This is a genomic window from Micromonospora haikouensis (assembly GCF_000876225.1).
Lineage (GTDB): Bacteria > Actinomycetota > Actinomycetes > Mycobacteriales > Micromonosporaceae > Micromonospora > Micromonospora haikouensis.
In genome coordinates, this window is the sequence record NZ_JXSX01000001.1 from 2,044,131 (window position 1) to 2,062,239 (window position 18,109).

At 76.4% G+C, this 18,109-nt stretch carries 12 protein-coding genes; 5 read left to right on the plus strand and 7 right to left on the minus strand.

Features of this window, described 5'->3' with window-relative positions; all coding sequences use genetic code 11:
- The first annotated feature begins 29 nt into the window (after positions 1 to 29).
- Positions 30 to 611, plus strand: a complete 582-nt coding sequence (locus TK50_RS09055) for a Uma2 family endonuclease (RefSeq protein WP_043962329.1) — start codon at positions 30 to 32, stop codon at positions 609 to 611.
- 18 nt (positions 612 to 629) lie between these two features.
- Complete coding sequence (locus tag TK50_RS09060) at positions 630 to 1,709, plus strand: amidohydrolase family protein (protein ID WP_043962330.1); 1,080 nt, start codon at positions 630 to 632, stop codon at positions 1,707 to 1,709.
- 25 nt (positions 1,710 to 1,734) lie between these two features.
- Here TK50_RS09060 and TK50_RS09065 read toward each other — a convergent pair whose 3' ends face one another.
- Positions 1,735 to 2,325 (minus strand): TetR/AcrR family transcriptional regulator, encoded by a 591-nt coding sequence (locus tag TK50_RS09065; RefSeq protein ID WP_043962331.1) that lies wholly within the window; start codon positions 2,323 to 2,325, stop codon positions 1,735 to 1,737.
- Between the two features lie 417 nt (positions 2,326 to 2,742).
- Between TK50_RS09065 and proS the strand changes: the two genes are divergently transcribed.
- Entirely contained in the window at positions 2,743 to 4,149 is a 1,407-nt protein-coding gene (proS, locus tag TK50_RS09070) for a proline--tRNA ligase (RefSeq protein ID WP_043962333.1), read from the plus strand.
- 277 nt (positions 4,150 to 4,426) lie between these two features.
- Positions 4,427 to 6,001 (plus strand): chloride channel protein, encoded by a 1,575-nt coding sequence (locus TK50_RS09075; RefSeq protein ID WP_052503670.1) that lies wholly within the window; start codon positions 4,427 to 4,429, stop codon positions 5,999 to 6,001.
- A gap of 28 nt (positions 6,002 to 6,029) precedes the next feature.
- Here the strand turns inward: TK50_RS09075 and fxsT are convergent, their stop codons facing one another.
- From fxsT to TK50_RS09105, 6 genes are all read right to left on the minus strand, one after another.
- Complete coding sequence (gene fxsT / locus TK50_RS09080) at positions 6,030 to 9,020, minus strand: FxSxx-COOH system tetratricopeptide repeat protein (protein WP_043962334.1); 2,991 nt, start codon at positions 9,018 to 9,020, stop codon at positions 6,030 to 6,032.
- Complete coding sequence (locus TK50_RS09085) at positions 9,017 to 10,351, minus strand: FxsB family cyclophane-forming radical SAM/SPASM peptide maturase (protein WP_063838558.1); 1,335 nt, start codon at positions 10,349 to 10,351, stop codon at positions 9,017 to 9,019. Before TK50_RS09085 ends, fxsT begins: the two co-directional genes overlap by 4 nt.
- Positions 10,348 to 10,584, minus strand: a complete 237-nt coding sequence (locus TK50_RS09090) for a hypothetical protein (protein ID WP_043962335.1) — start codon at positions 10,582 to 10,584, stop codon at positions 10,348 to 10,350. The genes TK50_RS09085 and TK50_RS09090 overlap by 4 nt, the downstream gene beginning before the upstream one ends.
- A 156-nt stretch (positions 10,585 to 10,740) precedes the next feature.
- Positions 10,741 to 14,130, minus strand: a complete 3,390-nt coding sequence (locus tag TK50_RS09095) for a tetratricopeptide repeat protein (RefSeq protein WP_043962336.1) — start codon at positions 14,128 to 14,130, stop codon at positions 10,741 to 10,743.
- Entirely contained in the window at positions 14,130 to 15,140 is a 1,011-nt protein-coding gene (locus tag TK50_RS09100) for an AAA family ATPase (RefSeq protein ID WP_043962337.1), read from the minus strand. Before TK50_RS09100 ends, TK50_RS09095 begins: the two co-directional genes overlap by 1 nt.
- Positions 15,141 to 15,175: 35 nt before the next feature.
- Positions 15,176 to 17,095 carry a VMAP-C domain-containing protein gene (locus tag TK50_RS09105; protein WP_043962338.1) on the minus strand — a complete coding sequence of 640 codons (1,920 nt, stop codon included), beginning with the start codon at positions 17,093 to 17,095 and terminating at the stop codon, positions 15,176 to 15,178.
- 262 nt (positions 17,096 to 17,357) lie between these two features.
- On the opposite strand from TK50_RS09105, the gene TK50_RS09110 reads away from it, so the two are divergent.
- A complete protein-coding gene (locus TK50_RS09110) occupies positions 17,358 to 18,005 on the plus strand; it encodes a ribonuclease FAU-1 family protein (RefSeq protein ID WP_043962340.1) in 648 nt (215 codons plus the stop codon).
- The last annotated feature ends 104 nt before the right edge of the window (positions 18,006 to 18,109 follow it).

Consider the following 18,109-nt stretch of genomic DNA (forward strand, 5'->3'; position numbering starts at 1 on the left):
GTGGTCGTCGCCCCCTGGGAGGAGATGTCATGACCGCAGCGCCCATCCTGCCCGAACGGCACGAGTGGACGGTCGACGACCTCGGCGACCTGCCGAAGGACCTTCCGTACGAACTGATCAACGGAAGGTTGATCGTGCCGTCACCGACTGCCCTGCACCAAGAGCTGTGCGTGGAGCTGCTGCTCACGCTTCGAGTCAACTGCCCGCCGGAGTACCTGGTGAGCTTCGACCTGTCGATGCGGGTCGACCGCCGCAACGAGCCGCACCCCGACGTCGTCGTCATCCGCCGCCGGCACGCCGACCGCTCGCCCGTCCCCGTCGAGGACGCGCTGCTCGCCGTGGAGGTCGTCTCGCCGACCTCCACCTTCCGCGACATGTACGACAAGGCGAAGGTCTACGCGCACGCCGGGGTCCGGTCGTACTGGGTGGTGGACCCGCTCCAGGAGCGCGTCACGCTGACCGAGTACACGCTCGCCGCCGGTGGCCGCGAGTACGAGCAGGTCACCCACACCGAGGACCTCTTCGTCACGGAGCTGCCGTGGAAGGTCTCCGTCGACCTGCCGGCCCTGACCGTCCGTCGGGACGGGCTGCTCGCCACGGACGGGGAGTGATCCGGTAGGACTGTGCGCATGGCTCTGCATGTGCGCGGTGTGCTCCTGCCCGACGACGAGGTCCGGGACCTGTGGCTGGTCGGCGACCGGGTCACCTTCGACCCGGTGCCCGGCGCGGAGACGGTCGTCGACGGCGGTTTCGTGCTCCCCGGGCTGACCGACGCCCACTGTCACCTCGGCATCGCCCGGGGCGGCGCCCCGATCACCTCCCTCGACCAGGCCCGCGCGGCGGCCCACGTCGACGTCGACGCCGGGGTCCTCGCCATCCGGGACGCGGGCTCGCCGTACCCGTACCCCGAGCTCGACGACGACCCGGGGCTGCCGCGACTGGCCCGCGCGGGCCGGCACGTCGCCCCGCCGCGCCGCTACCTGCGCGACATCGGGGTCGAGGTCGACGCGCCGCAGGTGGCCGCCACCGTCGCCGCGCAGGCCGCCGCCGGCAACGGCTGGGTCAAGCTGGTCGGCGACTGGATCGACCGGGGCACCGGCGACCTCGCGCCGGCCTGGGACGCCGACACGATGACCGCCGCCGTCGCCGCCGCGCACGCCGCCGGGGCCCGGGCGGCGGTGCACACGTTCTCCGAGGCGGGCGTCGAGATCATGGTGCGGGCCGGGGTGGACTCCGTCGAGCACGGCACCGGGCTGAGCCTCGACCTCATCGACCTGATGGCCCGGCAGGGCACCGCCCTGGTCCCCACGATGATCAACATCCGGACCTTCGGCGGGATCGCCGAGCAGGCCCGCGCGAAGTTCCCCGGGTACGCCGACCACATGCTCGCCCTGCGCGACCGCTTCCCCGAGGTGGTCCGGTCGGCGTACGAGGCGGGGGTGCCGATCTACGTCGGCACGGATGCGGGCGGCGGCATCGACCACGGGCTGGCCGCCGAGGAGATGCTGCTGCTGCACTCGCAGGCCGGCATGCCGGCGGTGGACGTCCTCGCCGCCGCCTCCTGGCGGGCTCGGGAGTGGCTCGGCTTCCCCGGCCTGGTCGAGGGCGGCCTCGCCGACCTCACGGTCTACCCGACCGACCCCCGCCGCGACCTGAGCGTGGTGCGCACCCCGAGTCGCATCGTCCTGCGCGGCCGGGTGCTGCGCTGACCGTCGCCGCGCCGCGCGGCGTTGGTCAGGGGAGCGGGGCGAAGAGGCGGGTGGCCAGCGTGGCGAGGGCGTCGGCGGTCTGCTCGACGGGGGAGCGGGGCAGCACGATGTGGCTGACCACCAGCCGGACGACGGTGTCGGCGGCGAACGCCAGCGCGGCCGGGTCGGCGGCGGGCAGGTGGCCGGCGGCCCACTCCAGCAGCACGGCGGTCGACTCGGTGAGCACCAGCTCGGCGCGCGTCGTCAGGTAGGGCAGCAGCTCGTCCGACCCGCCCCGGGCGCTGGTCAGGATCGCCTTGATCAGCGGGTTGTCGGCCGCCGCCGCGAGGGTGTGCGCGATCGCCGCGTACGCCGCCGCCCGCAGGTCGTCGCCGTGCTCGTCGAGGCGGGCCCGCACGTCGGTGACGAACCGGTCCACCTCGCGCCGGGCCAGCGCCTCGGCCAGCCCCGCCTTGGTGCCGAACTCGTTGTAGACCGTCTGCCGGCTCACCCCGGCCGCCGCGGCGACCCCGCCCATCCGCACGCCGTCCCAGCCCCCGGCGATCGTCTGCGTCCGGGCGGCGTCGACGATGCTGTCCCGCAGCCGCTGCCGGGCGGCGTCCCTCACTTCACCCATGGTGGTCGAAGTCTACGGCCGGCTTGGTGGTGTCGTGGCCCGCGCGGCCGACCGTCCCTACCGTCCGTCACGCTCTCCTGGCCGCACATGACGTCCTGCGCCCTTTGCTCTGCACCCACCGACGCAACACCCTGTCCCGACAGGCTGAAAGCAGAATGCGGCGGGGGAGGTGCGCGAGGTCGTCCTGCGCTGCGTAGACCGTTGCGTATGTGGGTGCAGAGCAAAGGGTGCACTGATCGGTGGTGGACACCGGGGCGTACGACGAGGCGGTGCTGCCGCTGGGTGGGACTGTGCCGCGTCACGGGCCACGAACGAGCCCTGTCGTGCCGGGTGACGATCCAGTCCCAGCGGGACGGCGCGGGGCGGTAGCGCGCCCGATGACGGCGTCGCGGGGCGGGGCGCATAGGATGTGCGGTCATGGCACGCGTGCTCACTCCCCGTGCGGAGGACTTTCCCCGCTGGTACCAGGACCTGATCGCCAAGGCGAAGCTGGCCGACAACGGCCCGGTCCGGGGGACCATGGTCATCCGACCGGCCGGCTACGCCATCTGGGAGCGGATGCAGGCCGAGATGGACGCCCGGATCAAGGCGGCCGGCGCGGAGAACGCGTACTTCCCGCTGTTCATCCCGGAGAGCTACCTCAAGCGCGAGGCCGAGCACGTCGAGGGCTTCTCGCCGGAGCTGGCGGTGGTCACCCACGGCGGCGGCAAGCAGCTCGCCGAGCCGGTGGTGGTGCGCCCCACCAGCGAGACGGTGATCGGCGAGTTCATGGCCAAGTGGATCGACTCCTACCGGGACCTGCCGCTGCTGCTCAACCAATGGGCGAACGTGGTCCGCTGGGAGCTTCGCCCGCGCATCTTCCTGCGCACCAGCGAGTTCCTCTGGCAGGAGGGGCACACCGCCCACGCCACCCGGGAAGACGCCCGCGCGTACGCCCGCAAGATCCTGCACGAGGCGTACGAGGACCTGATGGTCAACGTGCTCGGCATCCCGGTCGTGGTGGGCCTCAAGACCGCCCGGGAGCGCTTCGCCGGGGCCACCGCCACGTACACGTGCGAGGGCATGATGGGCGACGGCAAGGCCCTCCAGCTCGGCACGAGCCACGAGCTGGGGCAGAACTTCGCCAAGGCGTTCGACATCAGCTACTCCTCGGCCGAGGGCGGCCGGGAGCACGCGTGGACGACGTCCTGGGGCACCTCCACCCGGATGCTCGGCGGCCTGATCATGGCCCACGGCGACGACAACGGCCTGCGGGTCCCGCCGAAGCTGGCGCCCGTGCAGGCGTACGTGATGATCGTCAAGGACGGCGAGGGCGTCGGCGAGGCGGCGGCGAAGCTGCGCGACGCGCTGCGCGACGCCGGGGTCCGGGTCGCGCTCGACGACCGCACCGACACCGCGTTCGGCCGCCGGGCCGTCGACGCCGAGCTGCGCGGCTATCCGGTACGCGTCGAGGTCGGCCCCCGCGACCTGGCCGCCGGCAACGCGGTCGTGGTCCGGCGCACGGACGGCTCGAAGTCCCCGACCCCGGTCGCCGACGTGGTCGGCGCGGTGCTGGCCGCCCTGGAGGCCGACCAGCGCGCCCTGCACGACCAGGCCCTGGCCCACCGCCAGTCCCGCACCGTGGAGGTGGCCACGCTCGCCGAGGCGATCGAGGCGGCCGCCACCGGCTGGGCCCGCGTGCCGTGGTCGGCGGTCGGCGTGGCCGGCGAGGCCGAGGCGAACGGCCAGGGTGTGACGGTGCGCTGCCTGCTGCGCGCCGACGGGTCCGTCCCGGACTCGGAGGACGAGCCGGACCTGGTCGCGATCCTGGCCCGCGCCTACTGACCCACCGCTTCCGCCGAGGGGCGGCCGGCACCCGCCGGCCGCCCCTCGGCGCGTCCCGGGCCGGCGTCACCCGGGCGCGGGGGCGCGCGTTGGTCCGGTCGGGTTGCCGACTCGTCGAGCGGGCCACGAGGCGACGGATCGGTCGCTATCATCGGGCACGCGAGTGGCGGTCGACGATGGACGGTCACCCCGGCACAGGTTCGGTTGCCAGCTGCTCGACGAGGCGGGCGACGCACCGCCTCGTGCTCCGAGGCACGCTGGTGATGGAGTTTTGCCGATGAGCGGTAGCCGCGGGCCGGGGGCCCTGCGCCGGTGGCTTCCCCTGGCCACGCTCACCGGCGCGCTCTCCGGCCTGGCCGCCGCCGCGTTCGCCGAGCTGCTGCACCTCGGCAACGAGCTGCTGCTGCGCGGCATCGGCGGGCACGAGGTGCCGGGCCTGGCCGGCGAGGGCGGCCCGGCCGAGGCGGGCGGTTTCCCGACCCCGCTGCTCATCCCCCTGCTCGTCGCCGCCGGCGCGTTCGTCGCCACCGCCCTCGTCGTCTGGGTCGCGCCCGAGACCAGCGGGCACGGCACGGACGCGGCGATCCACGCCGCCCACCACGACCCGACGGGCATGCGGGCCCGGGTGCCGGCGGTCAAGATGCTCGCCTCCGCGGTGCTGATCGGCTCCGGCGGCTCGGGCGGCAGCGAGGGGCCCACCGCGCAGATCACCGCCGCCCTGGCGTCGGTCGTGGCCCGGCGGTCCCGGCTGACCTACGAGCAGGCCCGCATCACGGTGGCGATGGGCCTCGCGGCCGGGGTGGGCGCCATCTTCCGGTCCCCGCTGGGCGGGGCGCTGCTCGGGGCGGAGCTGCTCTACCGGGCCGACGTCGCGGCCGGCGTGGTCGTGCCGGCGCTGCTCGCCTCGGCGGTGTCCTTCCTGGTGTTCGGCCTGTTCCACGGCTTCGAGCCGATCTTCGGCACGGTCGCCGGCACGGGGTGGGACCATCCGGCCCAGTGGCTGGTCGTCCCGCTGCTGGGCCTGCTCGCCGGCCTGCTCGGCCGGCTCTACGCCTGGGCGTTCTACGCGACGGCGGGCTTCTTCTCCTCGGCCCGGATGCGGCGGCTGCCCCGCGTGCTGCGGCCCACCCTCGCGGGGCTGGTGGTCGGGGCGATCGGGCTGGCCGTGCCGGGCGTCCTGGGCACCGGCTACGGCACCGCCCAGCGCGCCTTCGACGCCGAGGCGATGCTGTCGACCTCCGTGTGGGTGCTGCTGGCGATCCCGCTCGTCAAGATCGTGTCCACCTCGCTGTCGGTCGGCTCCGGCGGCTCCGGCGGCATCTTCGGCCCGGGGCTGGTGATCGGCGCGACCGCCGGGGCGGCGGTGTGGCGGCTGCTGGAACCGCTGGGGCTCGCCCCCGGCTCCCCGGCCCCGTACGTGATCATCGGGATGGCGGCGTGCCTCGGCTCCATCGCCCACGCGCCGCTCGCGCTGGTCGTGATGGCGGCCGAGACCACCGGCAACCTGAGCCTGCTCTTCCCGGCCATGCTGGCCACCGGCATCGCCTGCCTGGTCGTCGGCGACCGGACCCTCTACCGCAGCCAGCTGCGGGACCGCTCGGAGGACCCGCCCGCCCCCGGCAGCGCGCTGCGCGGACCCGCCGTGGTCGGGCCGCGGGCGCCTGCCTCCGGGCCACCCGCCGGCCGGGCCCCGGCACCGTCCGGGCGACGTCCGCCGCGCCGCGCGGCCGGCCGGCCCCGCGAGCGCCAGCCCGCCGGGACGGCGCGCGTGCCGCGCCGCTGGACGGCCCGGCGCTACCCGCCGCCCGACCCCGCCGACCGGGCCGGCGAGCTGACCGGCCGCGAGGGCTGACCGGCCGGGCCGGACCGGCGCGCCCGGCTCAGGTCGGCGGCGGCTCCACGTCGCAGTCCAGCCGCGTGCGGGCCGCCGCCGCCTCCGCCTCGGGGTGGCCGACCCCCAGCGTCCGCTCGTAGCCGGCCATGGTCTCCCGCAGCAGCTCGCGGGCCCCCTCGTGGTCGTCGTCGGCCCGCCGGTCGTCGGCCAGGTTGGACGCGCAGGCCAGGGTGTACGGGTGCGTCGCGCCCCGCACCCGGCGTAGGCGCTCCAGCAGCTCCTCGCCGAGTCGCCGCGCCGCGCGCACCTCGCCCAGCGCCCGCAGGTCGCTGGCCAGGTTGGTGGCGCAGGCCAGGGTGTACGGGTGGTCCGGGGCGAGCACCTCCGCCAGCCCCGCCCGGGTGCGCTCGTCGAGCCGGCGGGCCTCCTCGGGCTCGCCGGCCAGCCGCAGGCAGATCGCCAGGTCCACCGCCGCGCACAGGGTGTACGGGTGCTCGTCCCCGGCGGTGGCGCGCAGCCGGTGCACGGCCTCCTCGGCGCGGGCCCGCGCCCCCGGCACCTCGCCCAGGCAGCGCAGGTCGTTGGCGAGGTTCGTGGCCGCCGCCAGCGTCTCGGCGTAGTCCGGCCCGAACCGGTGCCGGTGCCGCGCCAGGCAGCTGCTGGCCAGCCGGTACGCGTCGAGGTATTGTCCCGCCTTGCGTCGGGTGACCGCGAGGTTCTTCATCGCCCGCAGCGAGTCCGGGTGGTCGGGGCCGAAGAACACGCCGTACCGCTGGTAGACGCCCTCCTGCATCTCCCACGCCCGCGCGTACTCGCCGCACTCGCGCAGGTCCCGGGCGACGTTGTTGGCGGAGAACAGGGTCGACCGGTTCTCCTCGCCGCCGAACCGGATCCGGTAGCGGCGCAGCGCCTCCTGGTCCAGCTCCAGCGCCTGGGGGAACTCGCCCATCATCCGGTGCGACACCGCGAGGTTGTGCGCGGTGAGCAGCGCCCGTGGGTGGTCCGGGCCGAGCGCGCGCAGCGCCTGCCCGTGGGCCTGCCGATCCAGCTCGTACGCGGTCCGCCAGTCGCCGAGCCGGCGCAGGCTGGCCGCCAGGCCGTTCGCCGCGCCGAGCGTCTCCGGGTGCCCCTCGCCGAGCTCCGCGCGGGCGCGGGTCAGGTTCGCCTCGTCCAGCGCCCGGGCGGCCCGGTATTCGCCCCGGCTGCGCAGTGCGTTGGCCAGCGTGACGCTCAGCGCCACCACGTCGGGGTGGCTGCGCTCGATCACCTCCACCCAGGCCACCCGCGCCCGGCTGCCCAGGCGCTGGCAGGCGGTGTACTCGCCCCGGGAGAAGAGGTAGCGGCACAGGTTGATCACCAGGGCGCGTACGGCCGGGTCGTCCGCGGCGGCGGCCACGTCGGCGGCCTCGGCGTGCACCAGCAGGTCGGCGTACCGGGGGCGGTGGGCGATCTGGTCCGGCTCGCCCGGATCGGCGGCGGCGAGCAGCCGGCGGGCCGCCCGGGCATACATCCGGCGCTCGGCCTCGGTGAGCTGCTCGCGCAGGAACTGCTGGAAGACCCGGTGCAGCTGCACCGTCTCCCGGCCGTCGCGCTCGCCGATGCGGGCCAGCCCGCAGGCGCTGATCTCCCGGAAGATGTCGCCCCGGGACATCACGTCCCCGATCTCCTCGTCGAGCGGGGCGGGCAGCTCGACGGCCGGCCGGCTGCCGCCCGGCGGGCCCAGCAGCAGGGTCAGCGGCACCGGCTCCGGGCCGAGGAAGGCGCACAGCCGCAGCAGCTGGGCGGCCGACCGGCGGCGCTCCCGCAGCCGGTTCATCGGCAGCACCCAGGCCATCACCACCTGCCGCTCGTACGCCGCGACCCGGGCCTGGCTCAGCAGCGCCGTCATCCGCTGCTCGCTCTCGGCGAGGTAGTCGCGCACGGGCAGGTGCGAGGTCGACAGGTAGCCGGCGGTGGCGTCCAGGGCGAGCGGCAGGTCCCCGAAGCGGTCGGCCAGCTCCACCGCGTCCGGCTCGGTCAGCCGGGGCGCGCGCCGGCGCAGGAACTCGACGCTCTCGGCCCGCCGGTAGACGTCCAGCTCCAGCACGTCGGCGCTGGACCGCCAGCCCTCGTCCCGCGAGGTCACCAGCACGTGGCACCGCCCCCGGGGCGCGCGGCCGGTGGGCAGCAGCCGGGTCAGCTCCTGCGGGGTCGGCGCGTTGTCGAAGATCAGCAGCCAGTCGCGTACCGGCTCGCCGCGGCGCAACGCGTCCAGCACGGTGTCGGCGGTCACCCCGAGGTCGTCGCTGATCCGCAGGCCCAGCGAGGCGGCCAGCCCGGCGAGGTCGGCCCGCACGGTGGCGAGCTGCTCGCTGCGCACGTACCAGATCAGGTCGTAGCAGGCGGCGAAGCGGTAGGCGTACTCGATCACGAGCTGGGTCTTGCCGACCCCGGCCGTGCCCAGCACGGCGGTCGGCACCACCGACGTCACCCCCTCGGTGAGCCGGTCCCGCAGCTCCGTCAGGGGCTCCTCCCGCCCCGTGAAGTGCGGGTTGCGGGACGGGAAGGGCTGGCTCCAGTGCCGGGGCTGGTCGGGCGGCCAGGGCGTGCCGGAGGGCCGCTGCTGCTCCGGGGCGGCCAGCCCGAACAGGGCGAGGACCTCGCCCCGGGCATCGGCCTCGTCCATCGTGCCGAGCACCGGGCACTGCGCCGGGGTGAGGAACGCCGGCCGGCGGGAGCCGACCGAGACCGGGCGGAACGCGTCGCCCCGTTCCGCCCGCAGCGCGGTCACCGCCTCCGCCCACCCGGGCGCCGGCCCCGCGCCCCCGCGCAGCAGCGCGTCGCTGAGCACCAGCAGCAGGCCGGCGTCGTCGCCCGCGGCGTCGCGCAGCAGCGCGGCGGGATCGTCGGTGGCCCGGGGCTCGATCCGCCGCGCGACGGCGTCGGCCCCGCCGCGTTCGAGCTGCTCGCCGAGCCACTCCGCCCACAGGCGGTCCGTGCCGACGTGCGCCACGACGATCCGTCGCCGGCCTTCGGCGGCGCTGCGCTGAGCGGTCATCGAGCCTCCCCCGTGCCGGCCGTCGGGCGCACCGCGGCCCGGTTGGCGCGGTCCGGAGCTCCGAGGATAGTTTCCGCCGTCCCCACCGCAGCGCCCGTCCGTCCTATCGGGAACCCGACAGCGGGCCGGTCGGGCGTCGCCCGGGACCCGCCGGGCCGGGCCGGACGACGGGTGGCACCCGGGGCGGCGGCGCCCGCGACCCGCCGGGCCAGGTGGTCGATCAGCCGGTAGAGGTCCGGGCAGTAGACCGACGGGTTGTCGAAGCCCCGCCCGGCGCGGAACCGGTGCGGGTACAGGCCGCCGCCGCAGACCCGCTGCGCGGGGCAGACCCGGCACGCCGTGGGCAGCCTGGCCGCGCCGCGCTGGCCCGCCCGCACCGCCGGGTGCGCCAGGGCCGCGTCGAACCGGTCGGCGTGCACGGTCAGCCCGGTCGCGGCAGCGCCCGGATAGGCCGCCTTGAGCGTGTCGACCAGCTCGATCTCGCCGTCGGTCTCCACCACCACGTACGCCGCCGGGGAGAGCCCCACGGACTCGATCCGGCTCGCTCCGCCCAGCAGCAGCACCAGGATCTCCTCCAGCATCCGCACCCCGGTCTCCCGGCGCGGCGCGGCATACCAGCGCTCGAAGACCGCGATCAGCCAGTCGGCGTACGGCGTGCGGGCCGGATCGGCGGGTCGGCCCGGCGGCGGGGTGGACCAGGTGCCGTGGGGCAGCAGGAAGTCGACAGTCGGCGGGGCGAACTCCAGCAGCGACTCGTAGGCGCGTACCGGGTCGGTGGCCAGGTCCACGGTGGCCAGCAGACCGGCGAAGAGCGGCCGGTAACGCGGCCCCGTCAGCAGCTCCAGGGCCCGGACCGTCGCCGGGTGGCTGCTGCCGCCGTCCGGCCGGCGGCGGTGCCGGTCCGTCGCGGCCCGGTCGCCGTCGAGGCTCACCCCGACGCGGACGTCGTGCCGCCGGAACAGCTCCAGCATCCGCCGGTCCAGCAGGGTGCCGTTGGTCTGCACCACGAAGGAGAGCGTGATCCGTGGCCCGGCCAGCCGGCGTAGCTCCGTCACCAGCTGCTCCAGCCGGTGCGCCCCGGCCAGCAGCGGCTCCCCGCCGTGCAGCACCACGCTGGCCGCGGTGAGCCCGTGCCCGCGCAGATGCTCGGCGATCCGCTCCCCGGTGCGCCGCACCACCGCGGTGCTCATCACCCGGGGCCGGCGGGCCCAGCTCTGGTCGGCCATCTCGTAGACGTAGCAGTAGTCGCAGGCCAGGTTGCACCGGCTGTGCACCTTCAGCACGAACTCCTGGAACGGCACCGGCGCGTCCTGCGGGCCGTCGGCCCTCACCGCCGGTGCTCGTCGGGCCCGGCGGTCGGGTCGCCCCGGCCCGCCGTGTGCGCAACCGTGGGCACCCCGCCGTTCTGGTTGTTGAACCGGGCGACGACCAGGGCCCCGGCCACCGCCTCGGCCCGCACCCGCCGGATCGCGTGTCGGAGCACGTCGGGGCCGGTGCGTTCCAACTCGTCGAGGAGTTCGTCCGGCAGGATCGTCGGTGCGGGCCCGACTTCGGCTTCCCTCATGCGCTCGGCCATCCTTCCGCCAAGTGCCGCAGGCCGCGCTCCGACGGGCGACCAAGATATGAACTTCGATGCCAGAAGCCGAGGATATCTCCTGTGCGCCCGCCGAAGCGCCCGAGCGGGCCGGGCACCCGGCCCCGCCCGCCCTGGCCGGTGCGGTCAGTCGTCCCCGGCCAGCCGGTCCAGCAGCTCCCGGGTCGCCACCGCGTCCGGGTCGTCCTCGCCCCCGCCGCGAGCCTGCCCGGCGAGCACCTCCCGCAGCTCACGGCGGGCGCCGTCGAGGTCACCGAGCCCGACCAGCGCCCGCGCCGCCGCGTGCCGGGCGGCGAGGGTACGGCGGTGCTCCGGCCCGAGCCGCTGGGTCAGGACGTCGACCACCGCCCGCAGCTCGTCCCGCGCCTCGGTGAACCGGTCCGCGTCGATCAGCGCCCCGCCGAACGCGGCCCGCACCTCCACGGTCCGGTCGCCGTCGGGGCCGTGCCGGCGGCCGTACAGCTCGACCGCGCGCCGGTAGCACGCGACCGCCGCCGCGCGTTCTCGCAGCGCGACCAGCACCTCCGCCAGCAGCCGGACCCGGTCGGCCGAGCGGGGGTCGGCGGCGGGCGTCACGTCGACCGCGCGAACCAAGGCAAGACGCGCGGCGTCCAGGTCGGCGCGGGAGCCGAACCGCTCGGCCCGCGCCCGCAGCGCGTCACTCAGGTCGGTGAGCAGCCCCGCGAGCCCCGGGCCGGTCGGCGGCGAGACCCGCACCGCCTCCTCGAACCGGGCGCACGCCTCCTGGATGTCGCCGGCGTCGCCTTCCGCGCCGTACCTCAGGCGGAGGGCGTCGCCCAGCGTGGCGAGGTGGTGGTGCCGGTCCGGGTGGGAGCCGGGCACCGCGTCGAGCAACCGGCGGGCGGCGTCGACCAGCTCGTCCAGGTCGGCGCCGCGGTGGTCCAGGGCGGCGCGGGGCCGCAGCACCCGGGTGAGGGTGGCCAGGCACTCGGCGTACGCCAGGTCGTCCCCGTCGCTGGCCGCCACGGCGGACCGCGCGGCCGCCAGCGCCGCGTCCAGCTCGGCCGGGTCGCCGGTCGCGGCGAACAGCTCGCTGTGCGTCTCGGCGAGGCCCCGCAGCACCCGGGCGTCGCCGTCGCGGCCGGCGGCCTCCGCGTAGAGCTGCGCCGCGCGGTGCAGGACGCCCGGCTCGCCGTCGGCGGCCCGGCGCAGCAGTTCGGCCAGGCGCACCTGGCGGCTGAGCCGCGCCGGGGTGTCCGCGGCGGCACCGGCCACCGCGTCCGCCCGGTGCAGCGCGGCCCGGTCGCCGGTCAGCACGAAGCGGCGCAGCAGCGCGTCGACCGCCCGCAGCCGCAGGTCGTCCCGGTCCGCGCCGGTGGCCGTCCCGGCCGCCGCGAGATAGAGCTGCACCGCCTCGTCGAGGTCGGCCGCCGCGCCGAGCCGGTCGGCCCGCACCACCAGCGCGCGGGCCAACCCGACGGCGGCCCGCGAGGCCCCCGACCCGGGCCCGCCGGCGGCGACGACGCCGCGGAACAGGCCGACCGCCGAGGTCAGGTCGCCCGCCGTGCCGCGCTCGGCGAACAGTGCCAACCGGACCTCGGCGAGGTCGAGCACCAGCTCGGGGTCGCCCACCTCCCGGCCGCCGCGCACCACCTGCTCCAGGATGGACGCCGCCTCCAGCAGGTCGGCGGAGGCCCCGGTCAGCCGGAACCGGGCCCGTAACGCGCGGGCCAGCTCCGGCAGGTCCGCATGGGCCGGGTCCCGGGCCGTCGCCCGCCGCAGCGACCCGATGGCCGCGTCCAGGCCGGCGAGGTCCCGCTCCTGCACGGGTGGGTCCTGCCCGGCCGCGCCGGACGCGGGCGGGACGGTCGGGGGCTTCCCGTTGACCTTGTGCTGCGGCTCCGGGGTCCCGTCCTCGACGAACGCGATCAGCTCCCGGTGCCGGCCGCCCAGCCGGGTCAGCACGGTGGCCGGGAGGCGGCCGATGGGCGCGCCGAGGGCCGCGTGGCCGGTCGTCCCCGGCGGCCCGCTCAGCGCCGCGGCGAACTCCCGCATGCTGATGCCCATCTGCCCGGCCAGGAACCGGGCGATCTCGTGCCGCAGCCGCACCAGGTCGGTGTGCAGCAGCAGCTCCCGAAGCATCGGCCGGACGCCTGCGTGGAAGTCGAACCGCAGGTCGCCCGCCGGGCCGGGCTGGCGCACGAGCAGCCCGCCGAGCAGCACCTCCGCCAGGTGCGCCGGGTGGGTCGGCGTCGCCGAGGCCTGCTGCACCAGGCGCATGACCGGCAGGGTGACCGGCAGCTCGGCGAGCTGGGTGGCGAGCCGGAGCGCCTCCGGGCTGGCGGTGGCCCGGAACCGGCGCAGCCGATGGGTGGCCTCCTCCGGGCCGCCTCCGGCCGGCGGCTCGGCGGCGGCCGGCGGACCGGGCTGCGGCGGCAGGGTGATCACGGCGTCGATCGAACCCGCTCCCGTCCCGGTCAGCCGGGCCCACCCGGCCAGCCAGTCCGGCTGGATCTGCAGCACCGGCACCGGCACGATCCCGGTCAGGTCGCGGCCGGGCCGCCACTGCCGGGGCGCGAACCGGAGCTGCCGGTTCGCGGCACCGCCGTCCGTCGCCGTCAGCCGGCCGCGCACGGGGACCAGGCCGCTGCGCCGCCACATCCGTTGCGGCAGCGGTTGCAGGATGGCCACCGTCTCCCGCCGGGCCCAGTCCTGCAGGGTGCGGAACATCGAGCCGTCGTGCCACTGCGGCCCGGCGCAGTCGCTGACGACGAGGATCAGCCGGCGTCCCCTCGGGTCGAGCAGCTCCCGCATCGAGTGCCCGGGAACGCCCGGGCCGCCGGCCGCCCCCACCTCGAACCGCTGCCCCGGCCCGGACGGCAGCCGTACCCGCTCCACGCGCCGGAACGCCCCCAGCCGGGCCAGCACCGCCGCCAGGTCGTCGACCAGCGGGTGCCACACGGCCATCGACGCCCCGGCGTCCACGGCCAGGGTCAGGTCGAACCACGGTCGGCGTACCTGCCGCAGGACGGGCAGCCACAGGCCCTCCTCGACGATCCTCGTCGCGGTCGCCTCCTCGTCGACGACCACGGCGCGCGGGTCCGGCACCCGCCGCCGCAGCGGCCGCAGGCTGCGGGTCAGCGCGCGGGCGTCCAGGGCGGGCGGCTCGGGGGCGCGCACCGGCAGCCCTCCGCCGCCCCCGTGGCCTGCGCCCGCGCCGGGGGCCGCCGGGGCCGGCAGGTGCAGCTCGACCCAGCGCCGCGGGTCGGCCGCCCCGGGCCCCGGCGGCGGGTCGACCCCGCCCCCGGCCGGGTGGACCCGGGAGCCTGGCCCCGGCCCTGCCGTCGGGTCGGCCGCCTCCGGCGGGTCGGCCTCCCCGGGCGCGGCCGACCCCGGGGAGGAGCCCGGCGGGGGATGCGCCGACGGTTCCCCCCGCGACGGCGACGCGCCGTCCCCGGGGAGGAACCGGGCCAGCCACAGCGCCTCCGCGACCTCCCTCGGCAGGGCGTCGAGGCCGCCGCCGCGAAGCGCCTCCACCAGTCGGGCCGTGCGCATCAGGAATCAGGTCCCGCGTCGAGTTGCCGCAGCACCAGGTCCGCCAGCCGCTCCCGGTCGGGCGGCCCGCCGTCGGGCGCCTGGACGGTGAGGTAGATGGCGTTGAGGAGCTGGTCCGTGGCGAGGGTGCCGCGCTCGCGCCGGGCCAGGAAGAGCTCCACCAGCTCGGCGGTGTCCGCCGTCGGCTCGGTGCCGAAGTGGGCGGCCACGATGGCGCCGAGCTGTTCGGCGTCCGGCTGCCCCAGATCGAGCCGCAGGCACCGCCGGTGGAACGCGGGGGAGAACTCCCGCTCACCGTTGCTGGTCATCAGCACCAGCGGGAACGCGTTGCACCGCACCACGCCCCGGTGCACCCCGACCAGGTCGTCGCTGCCCTCGACCGGCAGCTCCACCCGGGGCTGGCTGGCGGCGATCCGTTGCAGCTCCGGGATCGGGTACTCGCCCTCCTCGAAGATGTTGAGCAGGTCGTTCGGCAGGTCGACGTCGCTCTTGTCGATCTCGTCGATCAGCAGCACCCTCGGGTGCTCGTACGGCAGCAGGGCCGTGCCCAGCGGCCCCAGCCGCAGGTAGCGGCCGATCTGCAGGTCGCCCGTCGTGCCGAGCTGGTGGTGCAGGCTGGCCTCCTGGAGCCGGCCGATCGCGTCGTAGCTGTAGAGCCCGTCGGCCAGGGTGGACCGGCTGGTGACCGGCCACCGCAGCACCGGGCCCAGGGCCAGCTCGTGCGCCACCGCGTACGCGAGGGTCGACTTGCCCACGCCGGGCTTGCCGGTGATCAACAACGGTCGGCGCAGGTAGAGCGCGGCGTTGATCAGCTCCAGCTCGTCCGGGCGGGGCCGGTAGCTCACCGCCCGGTGCTGCTCGCCGAGCCGTCGCCCGACGCCACCGTCCAGGCTCGACGGCGGCGGCACCAGGGGGGTGCCGTCGAACACCCGCCAGGGCGGGGGAGGCGGGAGCCGGAGTATCCCGGAGTGGGGCCGACCCGTGCCCCGGTAGATCCACCAGTCCTGCACGTCTCTTCCCTCCTGTCGGCCGGCCCGCGCCGGTCTCACCACTGCGCGTCGAGCGTCGAGGTGCCCCGGAAACGCCGGAACGGGTTGTCCCAGAGCAGGACCAGCCGGTGCCCGCAGTGGTTCTCGTCGCGGGCCTCCACCGCCGCCGCCCGCAGCTGCCGCACGTCCAGGGGCAGCGCCCCGATCGGCCGGTGCCGCAGCCGGGGCTCCAGGTCCGCGAGGAACGCCTCGCCCCGGCAGGTGCCCGCGCCGTCCGGGCCGCCGTGCCGCTCGCAGCCGACCCGGCTCCACAGCGCCACCGGCGTCCCGGCCCGCAACGCCACCTCCAGCAGGGTGCGCCGGGCCCGGTCCGTGGTCGGGCCGGGCAGCAGCGCGCCCGCCGGGTTGGTGCGGGTGAGGTGGGCGTAGAACCAGGTCGGCCCGACGTCGACCCCGCAGCCGACGGTGGCGAACGACATGCCGTCGCCGTCCGCCGACAGCGCGTCCCAGCGTTCCTCGGCCTCCGGCCGGGAGCCCGACTCCTCCTCGTCGGAGAGCCGCACCAGCACGGGCCGGACCAACCCGAGCGGGACGGGGTCGTGGTCGAGGACCCACTCGTCGACCGGCAGGTCCAGCAGTTCCGGCGGCAGGGTCAGCTCGACCATCACCCGGCGGCCCCAGCCGAGGTGGCCCAGCCCGAGGCGCAGCAGCCGCCGCAGCGCCGCCTCCAGCTCCGGCACGGGGATCGGCTCGTCCTGCTGGGCGAGGCAGCGGACGTCGTCGCGGCTGCGGTAGACCGACATCGACAGCAGGTACCGCTGCTGGTCGTGGCCCGCCGGGGTGACCTCCAGCAGCACGGACGACAGCTCCGCCGGTGTCGGCGTCCACGCGGTGGTGTGCCTCGCGAGCTGCGCCCGCTGGCCGAGGCGCACGGCCAGGTCGTCGATCCAGGCCCGGAGCACGGCCCGCTCGGCGGCCAGGTAGCGGGGGATCAGCTCGGTGGCGAGCACCAGCAGCGGGTGCAGCTCCCCGCGCCGGGCCCGGGCCACGTCGTCGAGGGCGCCGATGACGTCGCGCCGGTCCAGCAGCGGCTGCGCCGGCATCGGCGCGGCGGGCCCGCCGCACGCCCGCTCGTAGAGCTGGTACGCGTCCTCGGCCGCCGGCAGCAGGGCCAGCAGCCCCCGCAGCCGCGCCTCCTCGGTGGCGCGCAGCACCGGCAGCCGGGCCGCCGGGTCGAGCAACTCCGCGACCTCGGGCCGGACCGTCTCGGTCCGCCGGTCCCGCAGCCGGTCGATGGCGTACGCCCAACTGCCGTCGGCCCCGTGGTGCCGGTCGTGCCCGCGCCACAGCTCGCGCAGCAGGGCGATGGGCAGCCCGCGCAGCTCGGCCAGGGGGATGGCCAGCCCGCCGTACGCGTCACCCGGTCGGTGGGGGGTCTGCACCATCGCGCACACCTCACCGGTGGTGAGGTCCAGCACCGGGCTGCCGGGGCTGCCCTTGGCGAGTTCGTCGCCGCGCAACCGCAGCGCGGCGGCCCCCCGGACGCCCTGCGGGCCCGCCGACCGGGGCCAGGCGGGGGTGGCCTCCGCCGTGGCGTGCTCCCCGGCGAAGCCCACGGTGTGCAGCGGCGTGCCCTCCGGCGGCGGCTGCTCGCCGAGCCAGACGCACGGGTGCCCGGCGGGCGCGTCGGCGACCCGCAGCACGGCGAGGTCGGGTGGGGACCAGACCGGCTGGCCGCCGGGCGAGGACGGGGCGGCGTGCACCACCCGCGCGGTCAGCGCCCGCCCGTCCCAGCGCACCGGCAGCACGTCACCCTGCCGGCCGCCCACCACGTGTGCGCAGGTCAGCGCGAAGCCGGGGGCGACGAAGAAGGCGGTGCCGCCGGGGATGTCGGCGCCGGGAAGCACCTCGAGCACGGTGGAGCGCAGGACCCGGCCGAGATCGTCGAAGCCGTCGGTGACCAGTGGAGCTCCCATGGTGTCGCCCCTCAGTCGTGCGCCCCGGCGGACACGGGGCGGACGGCCCCGCCCCCGCGCCGGCCCGGCTGCGGGACCCGCACGTCCTCCGACACAGGCCCGTCCTTCCCTCGACGACGCGCGTCCATCACACGGTAGCGATTCAGCGACGGGGATCGACAGCCCGCAACGGCCGATCGGGTGTCGGAACATGGGCTCCCGGCCCGTCGTCCGCCGCCGGTGCCGCCGCGGGCCGGGAGCGTCGCCCGATAGGGTCGGTGCCATGAGGTTCGCGCCCGGCCGGTTGATCGTGCACCGCAACGTCCGGCGCGGCCGGATCGGCTGGGCCCGGACGGGGCGGGTGGTCAGCGACGACGAGCGCGGCCTGCTGCTCTACGTCGCCCGCGACTCGCCGGTGGCCAACGAGGTGACCGCGGCGGGGCTCGGCCTGCGGGCGGTGCCGTTCGCCGAGTGGGCCACCTCGTCGTACCGGCTGGCCCTCGGGCGGTGGAACGGGCCGGCGCTGCTGAAGTTCCTGCCCGTGGGCGAGGCGCACTCCGTCTGGTGGTTCTCCGACGCCGCCGGCCGGTTCAGCCACTGGTACGTCAACCTGGAGGAGCCCGGCGTGCGCTGGGACGACGGTGACCTGGCCGGGGTGGACATGGTCGACCAGGACCTCGACGTGGTGATCCGGCCCGACCGCACCTGGGAGTGGAAGGACGAGGAGGAGTTCGCCGAGCGGCTGGCCTTCCCCGCCGACTACTGGGTGGCCGACGAGGCCGCGGTCCGGGCCGAGGGGAAGCGAGTGATCGCCCGCGCCGAGGCCGGCGAGTTCCCGTTCGACGGCACCTGGTGCGACTTCGTCCCGCCGCCCGGGTGGGACGTGCCCGGGGCGCTGCCGCCCGGCTGGGACCGCCCGCCCGCCCGCTGACACGAATCACCGCAAACGGCGCGAAGTGCTCTTTTTGGTGCCGTCGGGCGGCGGCCCGGCCGGCCGATGTGAGGAATCCCGGCCCGATCTGGCAGAATGGGTCG